Below are 20,321 nucleotides of genomic sequence, written 5' to 3' on the forward strand. Positions count from 1 at the left end.
GCGGGGGGCGCCCGTCCAGCCGCGCTTGTCTGACCCCCACCTGTCCGATTGCGACCGGCTTCGCGCACGCGCGCCGATCTGGTAAGGGCGCGTGCATGATTCGGGTCAACGACTTGAAATTGCCGCTTCATCATGCCGACGAGGCGCTGCCCGCCGCGATCCTGAAACGGCTGAAGATCACCCCGCGCGACCTGATCCGCTTCTCGGTTGCGCGGCGCGGGCACGATGCACGCGACCGCAGCAACATCGCGCTGGTCTACACGCTCGACGTCGCGGTGAAGAACGAGGCAACGGTACTGGCGAAGCTGCGCCGCGACCGCGATGTCGGCCTCACCCCGGACCAGCGCTACAAGCCGGTCGCGTCCGCACCCGCCGATGCGATGCGCCCCGTCGTCGTCGGCGCGGGGCCGTGCGGGCTGTTCGCAGCGCTGATCCTCGCCGAGCAGGGTTTCCGCCCGATCGTGCTGGAACGCGGCAAGGTGGTGCGCGAGCGGACCAAGGATACCTGGGGGCTGTGGCGGCGCAGCGTGCTGAACCCTGAATCGAACGTCCAATATGGCGAGGGCGGTGCCGGCACCTTCTCCGATGGCAAGCTCTACAGCCGGATCAAGGACCCGCGGCACCTGGCGCGCAAGGTGCTGACCGAGTTCGTCGCGGCGGGTGCGCCTGAGGAGATCCTGACCGAGGCGCATCCGCATATCGGCACCTTCCGCCTCGTCACGATGGTGGAAAGCATGCGCGCCAAGATCGAGCAGCTTGGCGGCGAATATCGCTTCTCGACCCGCGTCGACGGGTTGCACGTCGAGCGCGATGCGCGCGGCGAGCGCCGCGTGCGCGGGCTGCATCTGGCCGGCGGCGGCTATCTGGAGGCGAGCCATGTCGTGATGGCGATCGGCCACAGCGCACGCGACACGTTCGAGATGCTCGCCGCCGCGGGTGTCCATGCAGAGGCCAAGCCCTTCTCGGTCGGCGTCAGGATCGAGCATCCGCAGTCGTGGATCGACCAGGCGCGCTTCGGCGCCGACGCGGGCAACCCGATCCTCGGCGCGGCGGAATACCATATCTCGCATCACTGCTCGAACGGGCGCACCGTTTACAGCTTCTGCATGTGCCCGGGCGGCACGGTGGTGGCGGCGACCAGCGAGGAAGGCCGCGTCGCGACCAACGGGATGAGCCAATATTCGCGCAACGAGCGCAATGCGAACTCGGGTTTCGTCGTCGCGATCGATCCCGCGCGCGACTTCCCCGGCGATCCGCTCGCGGGCATCGCGCTCCAGCGGCGGCTGGAGGAGCAGGCGTTCGTCGCGGGGGGCCGCAATTATCACGCGCCCGCGCAGCGCGTCGGCGACTTTCTGGCGGGGCGCGCGTCGACCTCGCTCGGCTCGGTCGTGCCGTCGTACAAGCCCGGCGTGACGCCGACCGATCTTGCGCAATGCCTGCCCGATTTCGCGGTCGCCGCGATGCGCGAGGCGATCCCGGTATTCGGGCGCCAGATCAAGGGATACGATCACGCGGACGTGGTGATGACCGGGGTCGAGACACGCACCTCCTCCCCCGTCCGCTTCACGCGCGGCGACGACCTGCAAAGCCTCAACACCGCCGGGCTGTTTCCAGCCGGCGAGGGCGCGGGCTATGCCGGCGGCATCCTGTCGGCAGGGGTCGATGGGATCAAGGTGGCGGAAGCGGTCGCGCTCGACATGATGCGCGCCGGAACGGGTGCGAGGCAGGCTGCGGTGCGCGTCGCGGCGTGACGCTGATCGCCTTCAACAAGCCGTTCGGTGTGCTGAGCCAATTCACCGACGCGAAATCGCCGACCCCGCGCCAGACCTTATCCGACTTCGTCGCGGTGCCCGGCGTCTACCCCGCCGGGCGGCTCGACCGCGACAGCGAGGGGCTGCTGCTGCTGACCAACGACGGGCGGTTGCAGGCGCGCATCGCCGATCCGAAGTTCAAGCTCGCCAAGACGTATCTGGTGCAGGTCGAGGGGGCATCTGACGAGCCCGCTCTTTCCGCCTTGCGCCGCGGCGTTTTGCTCAATGACGGGCCGACCCGCCCCGCCGAGGTGGAGGCGATCGACCCGCCCGATCTGTGGCCGCGCGACCCGCCGGTTCGTTACCGCGCCAGCGTGCCCGATCACTGGCTGCGGCTGACGATCCGCGAAGGGCGCAACCGTCAGGTGCGGCGCATGACCGCGGCGGTCGGCCTGCCGACGCTCCGGCTGGTGCGCTGGCAGATCGGCGACTGGAATATGGACGGCATCGCGCCGGGCATGTGGCGACGGGTGTGAAGGTCTTCTTCGATGGCGGCCTCCGCCCGCTGCCCGCCGGCATGGAGACTGCTGTGGTGATCGCCGGCGAAGCGTCCGTCGCGCGCGACCTTGGCGCTGGCACCAGCATGGAGGCCGAATGGCGCGCGCTGATCGCGGCGGCGCGACTGGTCGTAGCACGGGGACTCGGGCCTGTTGTCCTGCTGGGCGACGCCGCGGCAGTCGTCGCGCAGGCGAACGCGCGCGTCAGGGCGTCTGCGACACATCGCGAGCACATGGCGACATTCGATGAGTTGAGGGGTGCTCATGGAGCGATGCGCGTGCGACATATTCGGCGTTCTCAGAACCTTGCCGGACACGCGCTCGCCGCCGGGCACGTGCGTTAGTCATCTTTCCGACGGCGTGATCGCGCGAAAAGCGGAACACGCGTCTACGCTGGATGTTGACCTGCTCGGCAAACGGTACGACGACATGTCATTACGGCAGCGTTTCTCACGCTTGCCACGACGACAGGATTTAACGGCGGCGCGCCCATGCCGGGCGCCGCAGGCTCAAAGGGAGTAGACAATGGCACGTTCGGCAGAGAAGCGCGGCAAGGACGAGACCGCAGCCGCGGAAAAGAAGGTCAAGGCGACCGGCAAGCCCGCCAGCGGCGCCCGCGGCGGCATTACCGCCCCAGTCACCCCTTCGGATGATCTGGCGGAGATCGTCGGCAAGAAGGACCTGCCGCGCAGCGAGGTCGTCAGCAAGGTGTGGGAATATATCAAGAAGCATGACCTGCAGGACGCCAAGGACCGTCGTCAGATCAACGCCGACGACAAGCTCGAGAAGATCTTTGGCAAGAAATCGTGCAGCATGTTCGAGATGAACAAGTTCCTGAGCGCGCATTTGACCGCCAAGAAAGCCTGATCGCGCCGCGCATCATCGCGCGAACGATCCATGCGGCCGACCGTCAGCGCCCCTGCAGGCGTGACGGTCGGTCGTTTTGTGTCAGGTGCCAACGGCAACGTAGTGATGGCGCTGCGACGACCTCCTACCCTGCTGATCTATTCCACCGGGCCTGTTGCGCTGACAATGATGTGATTGATTGGGTGCGGTTCTCATCGCGCGCTGGCACGATCAATCAGGTCCAGTAGAGGATCCTTGCCGCCGGCAACGCTTCGGTGATCGCGCGTTCGAAGAAGCTGCGGAGCAACCGCATCGTTGCGGCATCGTATACCTGTTTTTCCGCCCCGAACTTGGTTCGCTTCGTCACGCGGTTGGTCGCGGTCATGTCGAGCGCAGAACCCGGATACCAGCTGTCGAGCACTGCCTTTGATCCGGTGTTGAAGCGGTGGGTGATGAGCTCCACGGTCAGATCGAGCTCCGGCAATCCAGCGAGGGCCGCGGCGGCATCGTCGATCAGCGCGCCGTATGCCTCCTCCCACCCGACCGCCGCGATGATCGGCGCGATCGTCAGCCCGACCGGGTAGCCCGCCGCCGCCATCCGCGCGAGTGCCGCCAGCCGGTCATGGACGCGCGCGGTGCCGCCCTCGAACCGTGCGAACGCGGGCGGGTTGAGCGAGGCGCGCATTCGCGTCCGCCCACCGTGATCGAGCGCGAGCAGCGGGGCGACATCGGCGAACTTGGTGGTGAAGCGCAACTGCGCATCGGCCTGCCAGCGGCCGAACCACGCGATCGTGGCGGACAGCGACCCCGTCAGCGGCTCTAGTGCGAGCGGATCGGTGTAGCATGACGCCTCGAACGTCGTGCCCTCGTGCGCGCGCGTGTCCGAGCGTGAGGTGATCGTGCCCTGCCCCAGATAATCGGGCAAAACGCCCAATATCTCATCGAGATTGGCGTACACCCGCGTGATCGGCGGACCTTTCAGCGAACCGGCGAGATAGCAGTAACTGCAATGCGCCGGGCAACCCTCCGCCAGGTCGACACGCCAGTCGGCGCTCGGTGCGATCGGTTGCAACCGCCGCTTGGACGGCGGCGCGACAGTGACGGCGAGCGTATTCTTCGCCTCGGCATAGGCACGGCGCGGATCGTCGGAGAAGGCGAGGTTCAGCCGGTCGCCCGAAAGCTCCGCCACCTCGATCCCCTGCGCCGCCGCGCGCGCCGCGATGTCACGGCCGTGTGCGAAGGTCATCGCCGATCGCGTCACCAACACGCGCCTGGGCCGCCACGCACGCATCGCCCGCTCGCCAGGCTCTCGTTGATCTACCGGTGCCGTTGTCGCCATCGCTGATCAACGAGCGGATGCTCGCCGGTGTCCCGGCGCACGTCGATGCGACAAGACGGGATCGATCCGCTCGCCTCCGTGGTTAGACGATCAAGCGCGCATCAAGGAGCGGGACACATGAGCGAGCACGTCGAGGAAGACGCATTCCACGAGCAATCGGAGGTGCCGATCAGCTATGGGCTATATTACCTCGGCTTCCTGTTGGTCGCGACGCTGACGATGCTGTTGATCGCGGGCAACGTCATCGGCTGATCAGCGCCAGCCGAGTGCGGGTGCGACATGCGTCAGGATGCTCTCGATCACATGCGCATTGTAATCGACACCGAGCTGGTTGGGCACCGTCAGCAGCAGCGTGTCGGCTTCCGCGATCGCCTCGTCGCCGCGTAGCTGCTCGATCAGGCGATCGGGCTCTGCCGCGTAGGAGCGGCCGAACACCGCGCGCATATTGTCGATGATCCCGACCTGATCGCCACCCTCGCCATCGCGTCCGAAATAGGCGCGGTCGAGGTCGTTGGTGATCGCAAAGATCGATCGCGACACCGACACGCGCGACTGCCGCTGGTGCCCGGCCGTCGCCCAAGCGTCGCGGTAGAGACGGATCTGTTTCGCCTGCTGGACGTGAAACGGCTCGCCGGACTCGTCCGCCTTCAGCGTCGAGCTTTGCAGGTTCATGCCCATCTGTGCGGCCCAGATCGCGGTCGCATTCGCACCCGATCCCCACCAGATGCGGTCGCGCAAACCCGGCGAATGCGGCTCCAGTCGCAGCAAGCCGGGTGGGTTGGGAAACATCGGGCGCGGGTTAGGGCGTGCGAAGCCCTCGCCCTTCAACAATTCGAGGAACACCTCGGCATGGCGCCGTCCCATGTCGGCGTCGCTTTGCCCCTCAGCCGGCATGTAGCCGAAATGACGCCAGCCATCGATCACCTGCTCGGGCGAGCCGCGGCTAAGCCCCAGTTGCAGCCGCCCGCCGCCGATCAGGTCGGCAGAACCCGCATCCTCCGCCATGTAGAACGGGTTCTCGTAGCGCATGTCGATCACGCCGGTGCCGACCTCGATCCGGCTCGTCTTCGCGCCAACCGCGGCGAGCAGCGGAAAGGGTGAGGCGAGCTGTTGTGCGAAATGGTGCACGCGGAAATAGGCGCCGTCCGCCCCGAGCTGCTCCGCCGCGACCGCAAGGTCGATCGATTGCAGCAGGACGTCACCCGCCGAGCGCGTCGCCGATTGCGCGGACGAAGACCAGTGGCCGAACGACAGAAAACCGATTTTCTTCATGCACCTGAATTGGCGGCGCGGTGCTGGCGCGACAAGAGCGTGCGCGGAACCGCACCGTTTCGCGTCCAGCCAGTGCGCGCCCCAGCGATTCCGCGCCCCAGCCATTCCGCGTCAAAGTGTAAGCATGCGCGGTTGCCGCGCACTCCTGCTTGCTCAACATGCGCGCGTGACCAACCAGCGCGCCTTTCTGATGTCGACGCTGCTGCGCGTCGCCGAGGGCGGCGATGTCGAGGCGTCCGACCTCAGCGCCGGCGTACCCGATGCGAGCGGGCTTGACCCCGACGAGCGCGACGCCCTGGTCGAGCTGCAGTTATGGATAGAGGATCGCGACATCCATCAGGGCGAAACAAACTACACGCGCTTCAAGCGCGAATGGATGCGCGACCGGCTAGCGGTGCTGCGCGACCGTTCCGTGCGAAAGTCCTGAGAACAAACGCACGCTTGCGTTGATGAGCGATCGGTCACGTGGGCGTCAGCGACGCGTCACGGCCGTGGCCTCATGGACGATCGCGATGGAACGCCCCCTCGCCAGCCCTACCGAGCAGCAGCGTCGCCGCCAGCTGGATGAGCGCATCTGCCGGCTGATCTGTCCGATCGCCTCGGCGATGGTCGGGGTCTGTCTGACCGGTATCGGATTGCTCCACCTGTCGATCGCGATCGGGCGACGCGCAGGCATCGCCGACGATCTGCTCGCGATCGATGCGCTGCTGTTCCTCGTCGCGACACTGGCGTCCTATATGTCGCTGCGCAGCCTCGACCATCGCCGGCTGCACGCAATGGAGCGTGTCGCCGACGCGACCTTCATCACCGCGATGCTGCTGCTGACCGCGGCGTGTTTCGTCATCACCTACGCGCTCGGTCTATAGTCCCGATCCTCAGCGCAGCCGCCGCCGCACGCGGACCAACGTCGGCTCGTCATCGACCGGCTCGGTCGCGAATCCCATCTGGCGCTGAAGCATGATCGATTCGTGATTGTCGCGATCCTCGATCGACAGCATGGTCGCATAGCCTGCGTTGATCGCGTAACCGACGAGATAGTCGAGCAGCGTCCAACCCACCCCGCGCCCCTTTGAGCCTGCGCGGATCATGATCGCGACCTCGCAATGCTCGCCTGCCGTGTCGCCGCGCAGCGTGGCCGAGGCGATCACGTCGCGGCGCTCGTCGAAAGCGAGAAAGCTGGTCGCACGCGCGGCGGGATCGGACAGCAATTCGGTGAAGCGTTCCTCGCTCGATCCGCGCTCACCCGACAGGAAGCGGAAACGCAGATCCTCCGCCGACACCTGCCGGAACAAGGCCGCCAACGTCTCTTCGTCGCGATGCGTGACCGGGCGTAGGAAGAAGCGAAAGCCGGTGCGCGTCACCAGCGTCTCGGTTTCGTCCCAGTCCATCGTCCGTCTCCTTGTCCAAGCCGTCTGCGGTGCGGCTCAGCGGAGGAACGGCCAAGCTTGCCTTCCGCTCCGCGCGCTTGTGCAATGGCTTTCGCGAACGCCAGGCGAACTAACACAGGTGACAAACATTCTAGCGTGCGAACGATACCAAGGAACGCGCGTGCACCATCCCTATTGCTCATCCGTCGAGGCGGCAGACCCGTTTACGAAGATCGCGCGGTGAGCGTTCTGACCCATTTGCTGTCGCGCGCGCAGGCCGCGGTCGATCCGAACGCGCGCATCGACGGCTATCTGCCGCTCGAATGCTACGGCGCGCTGGGTGACGGACGATCGGTCGCCTTGTCGGGCAGTGACGGCTCGATCGACTGGTGGTGCGTGCCCAACATGGATTCGCCGCCGCTGTTCGATCGCCTGCTGGACGCGGAGAACGGCGGACGCTTCGTGCTGCAACCAAACGAGCCGTTCACGGTCGAGCGGGCATACCGCGTCGACAGCAACGTGCTGGAGACGGTGTTCACCACCGCCTCGGGCCGTGCGCGGCTGACCGAATCGATGAACAGCGGCACCGCGGGACGATTGCCATGGGCGGAGCTTGCGCGGCGGGTGGAGGGCCTCGGGGGGCAGGTCAGCTTCGACCTCGTCATGCGACCCGGACGGCGCGGCGACACGGTCAATCCATATCATTCGACGATCGGCAAGCACACCGTCTTCCACGTCGAGCGCGTGCTCGGCCTGTTCGTCCACGACGACGCGGTCAGCTGCGACTGGGCGGATGAGGGCATCACCGGTACGCTCACCGTCGGGCCGGGTGAGCGTTGCACGGTTGCGATCGTCGCTGGGCGCGACGAGCCGCTGGTCGCACCCGACATCCGCCAGATCGACGAGCGGATCGACGTGTCGGATCAGGAATGGCGCGACTGGTGCGCGCGTCTCACCTGCCCGGACGGCGACCGCGCCGCCTTCCTGCGCAGCGCGCTTGCCTTGAAGCTGCTGCTTTATTCGCCGTCGGGCGCGATCGCGGCGGCGGCGACGACTTCGGTGCCCGAATGGATCGGAGGCAAGAAGAACTGGGATTATCGCTACGCCTGGATCCGCGATGCGGGTTATACGATCAAGGCGTTCCTGGCGGCGGGCGCCGCAGCGGAGGCGAAGGCCGCGTTCACCTGGTTGCTCGACCAGCTGCGAGAGACAGGGACGCGCGTCTGCTACACGCTCGGCGGTGGTGCGGTGCCGGACGTATCGGAATGGTCGATGCCGGGGTATCGCGCGTCGCAGCCGGTCGTCACCGGTAACCTTGCGACCGACCAGCAGCAGCATGGCGTCTACGGCGACATTTTCGAGACCGCGGCGTGTTTCGTGTCCTGCGGCAACATCCTCGACAGCGCGAGCGCGGAGCTGTTGGCGCACCTGGCGGACGAATGTGCCGATCGCTGGCGCACGCCCGATGCGGGCATGTGGGAGCTGCAGGACGAGCAGCATTACACCATGTCCAAGATTAGTTGCTGGCAGGCGCTCGCCCGCGCGGTCGAGCTTGCCGACCAGGGGCAGTTGCCGACCACATGCCGCGAACGCTGGATGCGCGAGCGCGACCGCGTGGCGCGCTGGATCGAGGACGAATGCTGGTCGGAGGACCGGCAGGCGTTCGTCATGTATCCGGGCAGCGACAAGCTTGACGCGTCGCTGGCACTGGCGGTCCGCTTCGGCTTCGACGGACGCGAGCGATTGAAGCTGACGCTGGAAGCGATCGACCGCGATCTGGGAGCAGGTCCGTTCCATTACCGCTACACCGGCATGGACGCGGAGGAGGGTTGTTTCCTCGCCTGTTCGTTCTGGATGGTCGAGGCGTGGGCCGATCTGGGCTTCCGCGACGAGGCGCGCGCGCGGCTCGACCGGCTGACCGCCGCGCTGTCGCACGGCAACGGCGTCCTGTCGGAGATGATCGACCCTGCGAGCGGCGCGTTTCTGGGAAATCTGCCGCAGGGGCTGAGCCATCTGGCGCATGTCATGGCGATCGCCACGCTCAACGAGGCCGACGATTGCGACTGAACGTGCGCTCGCGCGTTCGCACACCTCCCCTCTACCGGAGTAACCCATGACCGACCGCCTGACGATGCAGGACCCGCGCGCGCAATATCCAAAGCCGCCCTTCCCGCGCCAGCCGCAGCCCGTGCCGGGCGAAGCGCGCAAGATGGACCCGGTGCCCGACCACGGCGAGACCAGCTACAAGGGCGCGGGCAAGCTGACCGGCCGCAAAGCGCTGGTCACCGGTGCCGACAGCGGGATCGGCCGCGCCGCCGCGATTGCCTTCGCGCGCGAAGGTGCCGACGTCGCGATCTCCTACCTGCCCGCCGAAGAAGCTGACGCGGCTGAGGTCATCAAGCTGATCGAAGCGGAGGGCCGCACCGCGGTCGCGCTGCCGGGTGACATCACGAACGAGGATTGGTGCCGCGACCTGGTCGTTAAGGCGGTCGACAAGCTCGGCGGTCTGGACCTGCTCGTCATCAACGCCGGGCACCAGCAGAGCCGCGAAAACCTGTTCGAGGTGTCGTCGAAGGACTTCGACGAGACGATGAAGACCAACCTCTACGCGATGCACTGGATCACGCAGGCAGCGGTACCACATCTGCCGGCGGGTGCCGCGATCATCACCACCGCGTCGGTCCAGGCGTACGATCCGTCGGCAACGCTGCTCGACTATGCGACGACCAAGGCAGGCATCGTCGCCTATACCAAGGCGCTGGCGGCGCAGCTGCTCGAAAAGGGCATCCGCGCCAACGTGGTGGCACCCGGACCGTTCTGGACCCCGCTGCAATCATCGGGCGGGCAGCCGCCGGAAGCGGTGATGCACTTCGGTGAAAAGACCGCCTACGGCCGACCTGGCCAGCCGGTCGAGATCGCGCCTGTCTACGTCCTGCTCGCGAGCCAGGAAGCGAGCTACATCAACGGTGAGGTATATGGCGTGACCGGCGGCGCAGGAATCGCCTGACGACCCATCGATGGCCCGTCGCGCGCGTGGCGGGCTGTCGTGGCTTGCGACAAGTCGGAAGTGGCTTGTTACAGACCGAGGCGAGAGAGCGCGGCCGCGACCTCTTCGCTCACCGCTTTCTCCTGCCGAGGCATCAGGCGGTTGAGCACCGTCTGCACGCGCTTCTGCGCCACCTGCAGCGTCTTGTGACGCACCTCACGCGTCGCGTTGGTGCGCCACGACGCACTCTCACCCAACAGCGCAGCCCATTTTTCTTCCTCCGCCGCCAGCGTCGCAAGCGCGAGCCGCAGGCCATCGCGGCGACCGCGCGCATAATCGTCACTGTCCGCCATGCTTTGCACCCATCTACTTCGACCCCGTCACCAGCCCAGCGAACGCATCGAGCGGGGGCGTGATCCAAACGCTATTTGTTCGACTGCCGGAACCGCCACGCCGCCGAAATCTTGATGCATGATACAGTCGGACACGCCGTCCGTGGGAGACGATGAGTGGCCGACAGGATTTGCGACGTGATCGTCATCGGCGCGGGCACCGCCGGGTTGAAGGCATATAAAGCGGCAACGGCACGCGGTGCCGACACCGTCATCATCGAAGCCGGACCGGGCGGATCGACCTGCACGCGCGTCGGCTGCATGCCGTCCAAGCTGCTGCTCGCTGCCGCGCGCGTGGCGCATCAGGCACGCGGTGCCGAACGCTTCGGCGTCACGACAGGCAAGATCGAGATCGATGCGGCAGCGATGTGGGCGCGTGTGCATCAGGAACGCGATCGGTTCGTCGCATCGGTGCTGGAGGAATATCATGCCATTCCTGACACGCAGGTCGTGCATGGCACCGCGCGGTTCGACGACGACGACGCCGTACGCGTGGGTGACAGCCGGATCGTCGCACGCCATGGCATCGTCATCGCGACCGGCGCGAACCCGATCGTGCCCGACAGCCTGGATGCGGTACGCGACCTCGTTCACACGCATGAGACGATCTTCGAGCTCGACACATTGCCGAAGCGGATGGCGGTGCTGGGCGCAGGCCCGCTCGGGCTCGAGCTCGCGCAGGCGTTCGCGCGGCTTGGCGTCTCGGTCAGCCTGTTCGATCCATCGGACAAGCTCGGCGCGCTGACCGATCCGGTCGCCAACGAGGCAGCCATCGCCGCTTTGGGTGGCGAGATCGACCTGCATCTCGGCGTGGAGGCAAAGGCAGAACCGGCGGGTGACGGCGCGAGGCTGATGTGGGACGGCGGCAGCGCCGAGGTTGATCTGATCCTCGCCGCGACGGGGCGCAAGCCGGCGCTCGACACGCTCGACCTGGATCGCACCGGGCTTGAGCTCGACGATCACGGCACGCCGCTGTTCGATCATGCGAGCAGGCGATGCGGGGACAGCCGCATCTTCATCGCGGGCGACGCGAATGCGTGGCGCCCGGTGCTGCACGAGGCCGCGCGTGGCGGCCAGATCGCGGGTGACGTCGCCGCCGGGGGTGAGCCACGGCGCGTGCTGCCATCGCTCGCCATGGCGTTCACCGAGCCCAACATCGTTCAGGTCGGCACCGACTTCCCCGACCTGCCCGACGACGCGCGGATCGGATGCGCGAAGGTCAGCGACAATGGTCGCGCCACGGCCGATGGCCATGACGAGGGCGTCGTCAGGTTGTACGGTGACGCCGATGGCCTGCTGATCGGCGCCAGCATCGTCGCGCCGGAGGGCGAGCACCTCGGCCACCTCGTCGCGCTTGGAATCGATCGTGGCATCGATGTCGCGACCTTCGCCGACCAGCCGTGGTATCATCCGACGATCGAGGAATTGCTGCAAAGCGCGGCGCGTGATCTCGCCGGGATCAAGGACTGACGCGACAGGCGGGGCTTGAGTCTCTGCGTCGCGCGAGCGAGCGTTGACGGTTGGAAGCGTCTTGTCGCACAAGGCACAACGGTTCTGTGCAGCCATCACCGCCTGCACCTCGCTAGGCTTGTTGTACGATCATCGGTCAGCGGCAGAAGGTTCGGTCTGCACACCCCGCGCGCCGCATCTGCAATGATGCTCCAGCTAAAGGCGCGATCACGAACGCCGCACAAGATCGATCACAGGTAGACACACCCTGACCCCGGCATGACGCCCCCTTGGCAAGTGCCGCCAATTGAATGGGGCGCGTCACCGTCACGCACTCGCGCCATCGCACATCGGCAAAGGTGGAGGGGCTTCTGTTGCCCGGTGCCCTCCGAACCGCTGGTTTCCCCTTCTGTTGCCCGGTGGGGTCCGAACCGCGCTATTTTGGTGTAACGTCAGGCCGTGAGGCCCTCAGTTACGCCGCAATCGCGAGTGCTTCGTTATCGTTGGCACTTGTGTAATGGGCCGTTGCGGTGGTCCCATTCCGAGCGAAAACAGCGCCTTTCAACACACGTCGATCCTAGTTCGGCCCCGTCAGCTGAGCCGCTCGGTCGGCACGCTTCACGCGTGTCGACGTTGCGGCACAGGTGGTGGAGCCGCCGGGTACCGCCCCCGGGTCCGCTGCGTCTATTCTACGCCGCACTTTATCGCCATATCCGGGTAGAACCCGGCACGCCTGATATAGGCAGACGTTCGTGGTTGTGAAAGCCCGTAAGTGCGGGTCGCTGCGCGGCGGTTTTCGCCGCCTTCTTTTGCCAAACGCCACGTGCATGCCACATTGTCCGTGGATATAGTGGGATATGCTCACCCAGCGTTCGCGCTACGCCCTTCGTTCGATGCTGTTCCTCGCGCGCGCGCCGGCCGGCTCGCCGCCGATCCCGATGACGCGCATCGCCGCGGAGGCGACCGTCCCGCGCAAGTTCCTGGAGCTGATCCTCGCCGACCTGCGCGACGCGCGACTACTACACAGCTATCGCGGCAAGATGGGCGGATACGTGCTGTCGCGACCGGCGCATCTGATCTCGCTCGGCGAGATCATCCGCGTGATCGAGGGGCCGCTGGCGCTCGTTCCCTGCGTCAGCCGCACCGCCTATCGCCCATGCAAGGATTGCAAGAGCGAGATCGACTGCGAAATCCGCGCCGCGATGATGCGCGTGCGCGACGAGACCGCGCGCATCCTCGACGGCACCAGCCTGGCGGACGCGACTGCGGACAAGCTTGCCGCCGCCTGAGGCGGACCGTCGCCACGGCGGCACGAACCCGACTGGACGCTCACCGCCGCCCCGCTTAACCCGGCACGCATGACCGAGCCTGCGCTGCCCACGACCGAGCATGATGCCGCCGCCGAGCTTGAACGGCTGGCCGGTGAGATCGCGCGTCACAATGCGCTCTACCACACCGAAGACGCGCCCGAGATCAGCGACGCAGATTACGACGCGCTGGTGCGCCGCAATCGCGCGATCGAGACCGCCTTCCCCGCCCTCGTCCGGGCCGACACGCCCAGCCGGCAGGTCGGCGCAGCACCTGCAGGGCACCTCGCCAAGGTCGCCCATGCGCGTCCGATGATGAGCCTCGACAATGCCTTCTCGGCCGAGGACGTGGCCGAGTTCGTCGCGCGCGTGCGTCGCTTCCTGCGCCTTGCCGACGACGAGCCCGTCGCGCTCACCGCCGAGCCGAAGATCGACGGCCTGTCATGCTCGCTACGCTACGAGAACCGCCGGCTGGTGCAGGCGCTGACTCGGGGCGACGGCGCGGTCGGCGAGGACGTGACCGCCAACGTCGCGACGATCGCCGACATCCCGCAGACGTTACCCGCCGACGCGCCCGACGTGTTCGAGGTGCGCGGCGAGGTCTATATGGAGAAAGCCGCGTTCGCCGCACTCAACACGCGCCTGCGCGCCGAGGCGGAGGCCACGGGCAAGGAGGCGCGGCAGTTCGCCAACCCGCGCAACGCCGCCGCGGGCTCGCTCCGGCAGAAGGATGCCGCCGTCACCGCCACGCGCCCGTTGCGGTTCCTCGCACACGGCTGGGGCGAGGCAAGCGCCCTCCCCGCCACCACGCAGGCCGACCTCGTGGCAACCCTGCGTGGCTGGAGCTTCCCGATCGCCGCCGCCTTCGCGCGGGTTGACACGACCGAGGCGGCGCTGTCGGTCTACCGCGCGATCGAGGCGGAGCGCGCCGATCTGCCGTTCGACATCGACGGGGTCGTCTACAAGCTCGATCGGCTCGACTGGCAGGACCGGCTGGGCAGCGTCGGGCGTGCGCCGCGCTGGGCGATCGCGCACAAGTTCCCGGCCGAGCGCGCGCAGACGACCTTGAACGCGATCGACATCCAGGTCGGTCGCACCGGCAAGCTGACCCCGGTCGCACGGCTGGAACCTGTCACAGTCGGCGGCGTCGTCGTTACCAACGCAACGCTCCACAACGCCGACGAGATCGCGCGGCTGGGCGTCCATCCCGGCGACCGCGTCGTGCTGCAGCGCGCCGGCGACGTGATCCCGCAGATCGTCGAGAACCTGTCGCGTGACGACACGCGCGCACCCTGGCCGTTCCCCACCCATTGCCCGATCTGCGGCAGCGAGGCGGTGGCGGAGGAAGGCGAGGTCCACGTGCGCTGCACCGGCGGCCTCATCTGCCCGGCGCAGCGGCTGGAGCGGCTGAAGCATTTCGTCAGCCGCGGCGCGCTCGACATCGACGGTCTGGGCGAGAAGACGTTGGTCGAGTTGATCGAGCTCGGCTGGATCGCCGAGCCCGCCGACATCTTCCGCCTGCACCAGCACCGCGACGAGCTGACAAAACGCGACGGCTGGCAGACGAAGTCGGTCGATGCGCTGCTCGCCGCAATTGAAGCACGCCGTGCGCCCGACGCCGCGCGGCTGCTGTTCGGGCTTGGCATCCGCCATACCGGCATCATCACCGCGCGCGACCTGTTGAAGCACTACGTTACCCTGTCAGCGGTCGCGGCATTGGCGGACGAGGCAATCGCGCTGCGCGACTCCAGCCCCGCCGTGGTCGGCGAAACCGAGCAGCGCCACGCCGCCCGCGTCGACAAGGCGATCGCCGCGCTGATCGGGGTGGAGAACGTCGGCGCCGCAGTCGGCCATGCGCTGGCCGATTTCTTCCATGAACCGCACAATCGCGCGGTATGGGACGATCTGCTCGGCGAGGTCGCGCCGCCACCCTTCATGGTCGAGACGCGCGCGTCGGAGGTGAACGGCAAGACGGTCGTGTTCACCGGCACGCTGGAGACGATGTCGCGCGACGAGGCAAAGGCGCAGGCGGAGAAGCTTGGCGCGCGCGTCGCCGGGTCGGTATCGGCGAAGACCGACCTGGTGGTCGCAGGACCCGGCGCGGGATCGAAGGCGAAGAAGGCCGCCGATCTGGGCATCCGCGTGGTTGACGAGGCAGGCTGGCAGGCGATCGTCGCCGCTGCCGCCCCTCGGACAACTTAGCTTCGGCCCATTACAAGGTTAATGATTTAGCGTAATTCGGAGCCCGCAGCGGTTGAGAAGGCTAAACGGCCGTGCTTCCCACAACCTCTCGGAATGTTGGTGATCGTGCAGGCGTGGTTCCCGTGAGACTACAGAAAACGTCCATAATGGTTTAGGCGCCACCCCATAGCCGTCACGCACCTCGCTTGCCGGGGCGTGGGAGCTTACGAAGCGGGGAGCCGATGTCCATCCGGTTCGTGTCAGATGGAAATAAGTGCAACTTGAAAGGTGCAAACCAATGGCTAGGAGGCCACGCGCGAGACTGGAAATCCTCGCACTCGGGTTTGGATTTGGTCTGGCCGTAAATTGTTTTATCGATTCACACGCCAAGCTGCTCATGTTTGCAGATCGAACAGGTCGCGGATCCGTGTAACCGGGGCTGGCGGTCCTCGCGTTTCAAAAAACGGGCCGCCGATTACTCGACGACCCCGGGCGTAGCCAACCAACCCGGTAGGTAAATTAGGAGCGTTGGTTTACCCGCTTGGTTATCGTGTTCTCCCCACCCCGCGCCGCTTCATGATCTCCAAGGCGTGCTGACAGGCGAGCGGCCGACATCAAAGGCGAGCGACGATCCGCCGCCGACCTGCGCGGCTTCCGCAATCACCCACTCACGCCCACCCAGCAAGGCATGGTCGATGACGTCCGAGACACGGTGTCCCACGCAGGCCGTCACAACCGTATCTGGCAGTGATTGCTCAAGCATCACGGACCCGGTTCCGTCATGGGTGAAGAAGACGAAGTCCTCCGTCCGGACCTTCACCTCCAACGAAGAGCCGTAGACCTTCGCCTCGACGAAGGGACCGTTCTCCCAATCGGAAACGACGGTATCGGCGATCAGCGGCTCGGGACGCCAAGGACAGACCTTTCGAGCCTTAGCGGCAGTCACCGCCATGGCGTTCTGCAGATGAGTTGACCTTCGCTTCGTCACCGCCGGCCACTGATGCCCGGGACGCAGATGCTGCATCGCTTCGACGACGTTGGATCCGGCGAAGGCAAGCACATCCGGCACTGGAGCCGACATCGACCTGACCGTGGCCGACAGGTACGACCTGAAGGAAGCGAGCCGCATGGTCTCGATGAGGCGATCGAGCATGCGTGCCTCTTCGCGGGCGCGCTTGCCTGCGATCTCGCGAACGCTCAGGTGCGGATCGGAAAGGCTCACCTGAACGTGCCCTCCGCCTGCGAGGCAACGATCATGCCCATGAGGTGCCTGGTCAGAGCATCGGCGCCCATGCTGAAGGCAAGTTCACCCCAATCATCCCAGCGTGCGATCCTGACGGCGAGCCATGCGAAAAGATGGTCGCGAGTGGAGCCGTCGGTGAACGACATCGACCACGTCACTCGCCGGGTTGGCATTCTGGCGCCGCTGCCGACCGTGAGCCCCGTCAGGGTAAGGGCATGCGATCGGGCGATCCGCTCCCTCGCGAAAACGTGCCGACGGAGGCCGACGCTGCGCTCGAATGAACGGAGCGCCTGCTCTCGCGCGCCGTTCTCGCCTGCGTCCGCCGCCTTCACGGCATCGATGACATCCGCCATCGGCAAGTCCTCCCAAGCCGGATCACGCGTGGCGCGCAGCATCATGAGAACCGAGATCCCCTCCGGACTGAGCATGGCGCTCAAGGGGGTCTGCATGTTCGGGTCGAGCCTCCGCATCTCGAGCATTCCGATGGACGCCAGCCAACACTGGTAAAAACGCCAGAACACCATGTCGCCGTCGAACAAGTCATGACGGTCCTCGCTATCGATAACCCGCCGACCTTCGATCGCCGACATGACGCGCAGCATCAGCTCGTGCTGCTCACGGGCAAAGTGGACGGGACAGAAGCCGAGTTGTCCCTGCCAGAAGGCGTCCTGCACGGTCTTCCAGGTACGACCGTTCTCGTCCTCGAACCCGCCATCGCGCGCGCGAAGCCACCATCCCCACGGAAGATCCCCGGGCAGATGCCTGTCGCGAGTTCTCACCGTCCACCCCGCTGGGGATCAAGGCCGACGGGCGGCAGCGGCGGCCCCGTCCGCGGGGGACGGGCTTGCCCGTCGCGATGGCGTTCAGCTGCATCGCGAGGTTGAGCACCTCCCGCACGACGTACGCATCGTCACGATATTCGGCGCTGGTCTCCGGTCCCATGAAGCGGTCGCGATCACGAGGGTTCTTGGGCACGAGGTCGTAGAGGTGGTTGCAGTCGAAGCCGAACCACCAGTGCCCCTCCCCGGCCCGATGCTCGGTCGCGTTCCGTACCGGCTCCCGTTCGACAACGACATGACAGACGCGCCTCGCCTCGTCGACGAGGCTGCGAAGCGGCGATGGACCGTCCTGGCAGATGCGTGAGTAGCTCAGGCCGCCATGAACCTGAATGCCGAATCCGACCGGGATGGCGTCGTGGGCCCAGCCGAACAGCGGATGGCCTTCGGGAACCCCGACGAACCCACTGAGGAAGCCACCACGATCGTCGCGCATCACGATGCACTCGTAGCCGGTCGCGGGATCGATCCAGCTGACCTTGTCGGCCTCTCCAAGCCAAGGTCCTTCCTCACGAGGCTTGCTCCCGTTAACGAAGTAGATCTCAGCGGCGGATACCGTTTCCAACGAGGTCGCATAATCCCTGCCCACGATACGGGTGACGCCGGCCTCGCGAGTCACCTGGCCGCCGCGTCCAGACAGCTTTTCGACAGAGAACTCCGAGCCGAGGACGGGTGAAAGCTGCTTCTCCAACGTGGGAGTGAGGGGTTGCGCGACGACGGCTACCGACTTCGATTTGGAATTGCGATCGTTGGGCGCAGTCTTCTTAGACATGTCGGTTTCTCCTAAACTGGGAACGAGCGTGATCAGAGGAAGCGCGTCCGGGGCGTCACGCGGATGATCTCGGGACAGATCTTCTGAGGTTGAGCGTCCAGCGCGTAGACGTTGGCGGCCAGCCACGACCCCTCGGCGGCGAGCTGGTCGTCGGCAACCTCGCGCCACCACACCTTGCGTCCCGCAGAGGCATCCCAGCGGTAGCCGCGCGCGCGCAGCTGGTCCTTGAGGTCGAAGTGCGCGCCGATTGCGCGGACGATCCAGGTCGGCTTCGAGCCGGTCTCGATCATCTCCGACAGGGCGGTCCTTCCGGCGACATCCTCATGACGAAGCATCTGGATGAGCGCATCGACGTCCGCCGACGCGCGATGACCGGCATGATAGAAGCCATACTGCAGCAGCAGATAGCCTAGCACGCGACCATCGAACCGACGGGCACGCCAATCGATCTGCCGCATCGAGCAGCACCAGTTCAGCCCGGCCGCGCCCGGTAAGCGCTTCTCAACCCAGCGCCGATCGAAGGCGCTGTTGTGCGCCACCACGAAGCTCGCGGAGCGAAGCAGCTTCGTCGCCTTAACCTCGTCGATAGCGCAGCCGGCCAGATCGGCGTCCGTCAGTCCGGTGAGCGCTGTTATCGCCGGATCGAGCCGCTCGCACGGGTCCTCCCGCCACTCGAACGCCACGTCGATATCCGTGATGACGCCATCCGCGTCGTACCGGAACCTGCGGAGTGCGAGTTCGATGACCTTGCCCGTCTCCGCATCCAGGCCGGTGGTCTCGACATCGATCGCCACGCCGACATGCAGGCCGCGGCCGACCCCCTTTCCGGTGGCCCCTTCGCTGAGGCGAAGGGGTCGGAGAACGCGCACGTCCCCTTCTCCGTCCACATCTCCGCGGACGAACTCAGCTTGCATGTTCACGCTTGTTCTCCCTTGAAGCAGCCAACCGTATGGGAGGGCGGGCGGGAGGCTGACGTTCCGCCGAAAGCGCTTCGATCGCGCGACCGTCCCGGATAAATCAGGCCTGGATGCCGAGCTCGATGTCGACGGCGAAGGTGCGGGCGTGCGGCGTGGCGCCGTCCCGCTCGACCTTCTGGATCATCTCGACCACGGCCTGCGGCACGAGCGCCATCACCGCGGGAGCGGACACGTGGATGCCCGGACGGATGTCCGCGATGTCGGCGACGTCCGGACCGAACCTTCCGGCGAGCCGCGTCCGCACCTCCGCTTCGTCCCGCGCCATACTCGCGTGAAAGTACTGGCGCATCCGATTGTCGCGCGTGTCGACGATCGTGGCGGTGTAGAGCTTGAGCCTGGCTCGGCCTGCGGGTCGCCGACCATTCCTCCCCTTCCGCGGGGGATGCCCGGGCCCATTCACGAGACCGAACTTCTGCGCATGACGCTCGTCGTCTTCGTCGTCCGCGATCAACGCGTCGATGGTCGCACCGTCCGCATCGAGCTCTAATCCGAGCCCATGCAGGATCACGCCACGCACGCAGGCGTCACGGGCCAGACAGGCGTCGATCGCAGCGGCGCCGTCGAACACGCGCCTCGGCGCGAGCAGCCATGCCATAGGCTCATGCGCCACCGCTTCGCGCTGGAAGCGCATCGCGGTCTCAGTCGCCACCAGAGCCACGCGACAGATGGCGCGATGGTACCATCACACGCGCGACGTATGATGCGGCGGACTTCGCCGATCGCGACGTGATCATGATCATCGACAAAATCGTAGTCGCCGAAGATTCGGAACTCACCGCGCAGATGCCGTCACTCGCGAACCGCATCACCATCCACATGCGCGACGGTCGGCGGCTCTGCCAGGAATATGGAACGACACAGAATCCTCGCATCAACGTCTCGGATGAGGAGATCGAGCGCAAGTTCAGAGACTTTGCAGCTCCAATCATGTCGCCTCACCGCATCCAAGCTACGCTTGAAATTGCTTGGACACTCGAGCAACAGCGCTCGATGAACGACCTCATGGCTGCAATCCTTGCTACATGAAGAGGCGGACCCGCTGCTCA

22 protein-coding genes and 1 other RNA gene are annotated in these 20,321 nt (G+C 66.2%); 13 read left to right on the forward strand and 10 right to left on the reverse strand.

Translation table 11 applies throughout. The features are described 5' to 3' along the window. The first annotated feature begins 95 nt into the window (after window positions 1-95). From SMN802W_RS18195 to SMN802W_RS0107030, 4 genes are all read left to right on the forward strand, one after another. On the forward strand, window positions 96-1,751 hold the full coding sequence (locus SMN802W_RS18195; RefSeq protein WP_019516193.1) for an NAD(P)/FAD-dependent oxidoreductase: 1,656 nt from the start codon (window positions 96-98) through the stop codon (window positions 1,749-1,751). Further along, window positions 1,748-2,287 (forward strand): pseudouridine synthase, encoded by a 540-nt coding sequence (locus SMN802W_RS18200; protein WP_019516194.1) that lies wholly within the window; start codon window positions 1,748-1,750, stop codon window positions 2,285-2,287. Before SMN802W_RS18195 ends, SMN802W_RS18200 begins: the two co-directional genes overlap by 4 nt. Then, window positions 2,284-2,652 carry a reverse transcriptase-like protein gene (locus SMN802W_RS0107025; protein WP_238560128.1) on the forward strand — a complete coding sequence of 123 codons (369 nt, stop codon included), beginning with the start codon at window positions 2,284-2,286 and terminating at the stop codon, window positions 2,650-2,652. The genes SMN802W_RS18200 and SMN802W_RS0107025 overlap by 4 nt, the downstream gene beginning before the upstream one ends. 181 nt (window positions 2,653-2,833) lie before the next feature. Further along, window positions 2,834-3,175, forward strand: coding sequence for an SWIB/MDM2 domain-containing protein (locus SMN802W_RS0107030; protein ID WP_019516196.1), 342 nt, complete (start codon window positions 2,834-2,836; stop codon window positions 3,173-3,175). Between the two features lie 214 nt (window positions 3,176-3,389). Here SMN802W_RS0107030 and SMN802W_RS0107035 read toward each other — a convergent pair whose 3' ends face one another. Then, window positions 3,390-4,493, reverse strand: a complete 1,104-nt coding sequence (locus SMN802W_RS0107035; protein ID WP_026325856.1) for a spore photoproduct lyase family protein — start codon at window positions 4,491-4,493, stop codon at window positions 3,390-3,392. A gap of 117 nt (window positions 4,494-4,610) precedes the next feature. Here SMN802W_RS0107035 and SMN802W_RS18825 point away from each other — a divergent pair, with 117 nt between their 5' ends. After that, entirely contained in the window at window positions 4,611-4,745 is a 135-nt protein-coding gene (locus SMN802W_RS18825) for a hypothetical protein (RefSeq protein ID WP_019516198.1), read from the forward strand. On the opposite strand, the gene SMN802W_RS0107045 is transcribed toward SMN802W_RS18825, so the two are convergent. Beyond that, the gene (locus tag SMN802W_RS0107045) at window positions 4,746-5,765 is read right to left on the reverse strand and encodes an LLM class flavin-dependent oxidoreductase (RefSeq protein WP_019516199.1); all 1,020 of its coding nucleotides are present in this window, start codon (window positions 5,763-5,765) and stop codon (window positions 4,746-4,748) included. Window positions 5,766-5,955: 190 nt separating this feature from the next. Here SMN802W_RS0107045 and SMN802W_RS0107050 point away from each other — a divergent pair, with 190 nt between their 5' ends. Further along, a complete protein-coding gene (locus tag SMN802W_RS0107050) occupies window positions 5,956-6,192 on the forward strand; it encodes a hypothetical protein (RefSeq protein ID WP_156818770.1) in 237 nt (78 codons plus the stop codon). Window positions 6,193-6,277: 85 nt separating this feature from the next. After that, on the forward strand, window positions 6,278-6,631 hold the full coding sequence (locus SMN802W_RS0107055; protein ID WP_037523586.1) for a hypothetical protein: 354 nt from the start codon (window positions 6,278-6,280) through the stop codon (window positions 6,629-6,631). 9 nt (window positions 6,632-6,640) lie between these two features. Here SMN802W_RS0107055 and SMN802W_RS0107060 read toward each other — a convergent pair whose 3' ends face one another. Further along, entirely contained in the window at window positions 6,641-7,153 is a 513-nt protein-coding gene (locus SMN802W_RS0107060; RefSeq protein ID WP_019516202.1) for a GNAT family N-acetyltransferase, read from the reverse strand. A 219-nt stretch (window positions 7,154-7,372) separates the two neighbouring features. On the opposite strand from SMN802W_RS0107060, the gene SMN802W_RS0107065 reads away from it, so the two are divergent. Continuing rightward, complete coding sequence (locus SMN802W_RS0107065; RefSeq protein ID WP_037523537.1) at window positions 7,373-9,199, forward strand: glycoside hydrolase family 15 protein; 1,827 nt, start codon at window positions 7,373-7,375, stop codon at window positions 9,197-9,199. A 46-nt stretch (window positions 9,200-9,245) separates the two neighbouring features. After that, window positions 9,246-10,139: an SDR family oxidoreductase gene (locus SMN802W_RS0107070; protein ID WP_019516204.1), complete on the forward strand. Its 894-nt coding sequence runs from the start codon at window positions 9,246-9,248 to the stop codon at window positions 10,137-10,139. A 68-nt stretch (window positions 10,140-10,207) separates the two neighbouring features. Here SMN802W_RS0107070 and SMN802W_RS0107075 read toward each other — a convergent pair whose 3' ends face one another. Beyond that, the gene (locus SMN802W_RS0107075; protein WP_019516205.1) at window positions 10,208-10,471 is read right to left on the reverse strand and encodes a hypothetical protein; all 264 of its coding nucleotides are present in this window, start codon (window positions 10,469-10,471) and stop codon (window positions 10,208-10,210) included. 156 nt (window positions 10,472-10,627) lie between these two features. Here SMN802W_RS0107075 and SMN802W_RS0107080 point away from each other — a divergent pair, with 156 nt between their 5' ends. Next, window positions 10,628-11,980: a dihydrolipoyl dehydrogenase gene (locus SMN802W_RS0107080; protein WP_026325858.1), complete on the forward strand. Its 1,353-nt coding sequence runs from the start codon at window positions 10,628-10,630 to the stop codon at window positions 11,978-11,980. A 377-nt stretch (window positions 11,981-12,357) separates the two neighbouring features. On the opposite strand, the gene ssrA is transcribed toward SMN802W_RS0107080, so the two are convergent. Then, window positions 12,358-12,727: a transfer-messenger RNA gene (gene ssrA, locus SMN802W_RS17875) on the reverse strand. Window positions 12,728-12,816: 89 nt separating this feature from the next. Between ssrA and SMN802W_RS0107085 the strand changes: the two genes are divergently transcribed. Continuing rightward, window positions 12,817-13,248, forward strand: a complete 432-nt coding sequence (locus SMN802W_RS0107085) for an Rrf2 family transcriptional regulator (RefSeq protein ID WP_019516207.1) — start codon at window positions 12,817-12,819, stop codon at window positions 13,246-13,248. Between the two features lie 69 nt (window positions 13,249-13,317). Then, on the forward strand, window positions 13,318-15,468 hold the full coding sequence (gene ligA, locus SMN802W_RS0107090) for an NAD-dependent DNA ligase LigA (protein ID WP_019516208.1): 2,151 nt from the start codon (window positions 13,318-13,320) through the stop codon (window positions 15,466-15,468). A 553-nt stretch (window positions 15,469-16,021) separates the two neighbouring features. On the opposite strand, the gene SMN802W_RS0107095 is transcribed toward ligA, so the two are convergent. The 5 genes from SMN802W_RS0107095 to SMN802W_RS0107115 all read right to left on the reverse strand — a co-directional run bounded on the left by SMN802W_RS0107095 (window position 16,022) and on the right by SMN802W_RS0107115 (window position 19,906). Further along, window positions 16,022-16,669 carry a hypothetical protein gene (locus SMN802W_RS0107095; protein WP_019516209.1) on the reverse strand — a complete coding sequence of 216 codons (648 nt, stop codon included), beginning with the start codon at window positions 16,667-16,669 and terminating at the stop codon, window positions 16,022-16,024. Further along, window positions 16,666-17,364 (reverse strand): hypothetical protein, encoded by a 699-nt coding sequence (locus SMN802W_RS16605; protein ID WP_019516210.1) that lies wholly within the window; start codon window positions 17,362-17,364, stop codon window positions 16,666-16,668. Before SMN802W_RS16605 ends, SMN802W_RS0107095 begins: the two co-directional genes overlap by 4 nt. Further along, entirely contained in the window at window positions 17,306-18,298 is a 993-nt protein-coding gene (locus SMN802W_RS17880; protein ID WP_019516211.1) for a hypothetical protein, read from the reverse strand. Before SMN802W_RS17880 ends, SMN802W_RS16605 begins: the two co-directional genes overlap by 59 nt. A gap of 32 nt (window positions 18,299-18,330) precedes the next feature. Continuing rightward, on the reverse strand, window positions 18,331-19,212 hold the full coding sequence (locus tag SMN802W_RS0107110) for a 3'-5' exonuclease (RefSeq protein ID WP_083925641.1): 882 nt from the start codon (window positions 19,210-19,212) through the stop codon (window positions 18,331-18,333). Between the two features lie 103 nt (window positions 19,213-19,315). Then, window positions 19,316-19,906, reverse strand: coding sequence for a hypothetical protein (locus SMN802W_RS0107115; RefSeq protein WP_162140004.1), 591 nt, complete (start codon window positions 19,904-19,906; stop codon window positions 19,316-19,318). Between the two features lie 101 nt (window positions 19,907-20,007). On the opposite strand from SMN802W_RS0107115, the gene SMN802W_RS0107120 reads away from it, so the two are divergent. Next, window positions 20,008-20,301: a hypothetical protein gene (locus tag SMN802W_RS0107120; protein WP_238560130.1), complete on the forward strand. Its 294-nt coding sequence runs from the start codon at window positions 20,008-20,010 to the stop codon at window positions 20,299-20,301. The last annotated feature ends 20 nt before the right edge of the window (window positions 20,302-20,321 follow it).

The sequence above is a fragment of the Sphingomonas sp. Mn802worker genome (assembly GCF_000382485.1).
Taxonomy (GTDB): Bacteria; Pseudomonadota; Alphaproteobacteria; order Sphingomonadales; family Sphingomonadaceae; genus Sphingomonas.

Bases quoted from the DNA above. Each gene is read 5' to 3' on its own strand.
- SMN802W_RS18195 (WP_019516193.1), top strand. From the start codon at position 96: ATGATTCGGGTCAACGACTTGAAATTGCCGCTTCATCATGCCGACGAG.
- SMN802W_RS0107030 (WP_019516196.1), top strand. From the start codon at position 2,834: ATGGCACGTTCGGCAGAGAAGCGCGGCAAGGACGAGACCGCAGCCGCG.
- SMN802W_RS0107035 (WP_026325856.1), bottom strand. From the start codon at position 4,493: ATGGCGACAACGGCACCGGTAGATCAACGAGAGCCTGGCGAGCGGGCG.
- SMN802W_RS18825 (WP_019516198.1), top strand. From the start codon at position 4,611: ATGAGCGAGCACGTCGAGGAAGACGCATTCCACGAGCAATCGGAGGTG.
- SMN802W_RS0107045 (WP_019516199.1), bottom strand. From the start codon at position 5,765: ATGAAGAAAATCGGTTTTCTGTCGTTCGGCCACTGGTCTTCGTCCGCG.
- SMN802W_RS0107050 (WP_156818770.1), top strand. From the start codon at position 5,956: ATGTCGACGCTGCTGCGCGTCGCCGAGGGCGGCGATGTCGAGGCGTCC.
- SMN802W_RS0107055 (WP_037523586.1), top strand. From the start codon at position 6,278: ATGGAACGCCCCCTCGCCAGCCCTACCGAGCAGCAGCGTCGCCGCCAG.
- SMN802W_RS0107060 (WP_019516202.1), bottom strand. From the start codon at position 7,153: ATGGACTGGGACGAAACCGAGACGCTGGTGACGCGCACCGGCTTTCGC.
- SMN802W_RS0107070 (WP_019516204.1), top strand. From the start codon at position 9,246: ATGACCGACCGCCTGACGATGCAGGACCCGCGCGCGCAATATCCAAAG.
- SMN802W_RS0107075 (WP_019516205.1), bottom strand. From the start codon at position 10,471: ATGGCGGACAGTGACGATTATGCGCGCGGTCGCCGCGATGGCCTGCGG.
- SMN802W_RS0107085 (WP_019516207.1), top strand. From the start codon at position 12,817: ATGCTCACCCAGCGTTCGCGCTACGCCCTTCGTTCGATGCTGTTCCTC.
- ligA (WP_019516208.1), top strand. From the start codon at position 13,318: ATGACCGAGCCTGCGCTGCCCACGACCGAGCATGATGCCGCCGCCGAG.
- SMN802W_RS17880 (WP_019516211.1), bottom strand. From the start codon at position 18,298: ATGTCTAAGAAGACTGCGCCCAACGATCGCAATTCCAAATCGAAGTCG.
- SMN802W_RS0107110 (WP_083925641.1), bottom strand. From the start codon at position 19,212: ATGCAAGCTGAGTTCGTCCGCGGAGATGTGGACGGAGAAGGGGACGTG.
- SMN802W_RS0107115 (WP_162140004.1), bottom strand. From the start codon at position 19,906: ATGCGCTTCCAGCGCGAAGCGGTGGCGCATGAGCCTATGGCATGGCTG.
- SMN802W_RS0107120 (WP_238560130.1), top strand. From the start codon at position 20,008: ATGATCATCGACAAAATCGTAGTCGCCGAAGATTCGGAACTCACCGCG.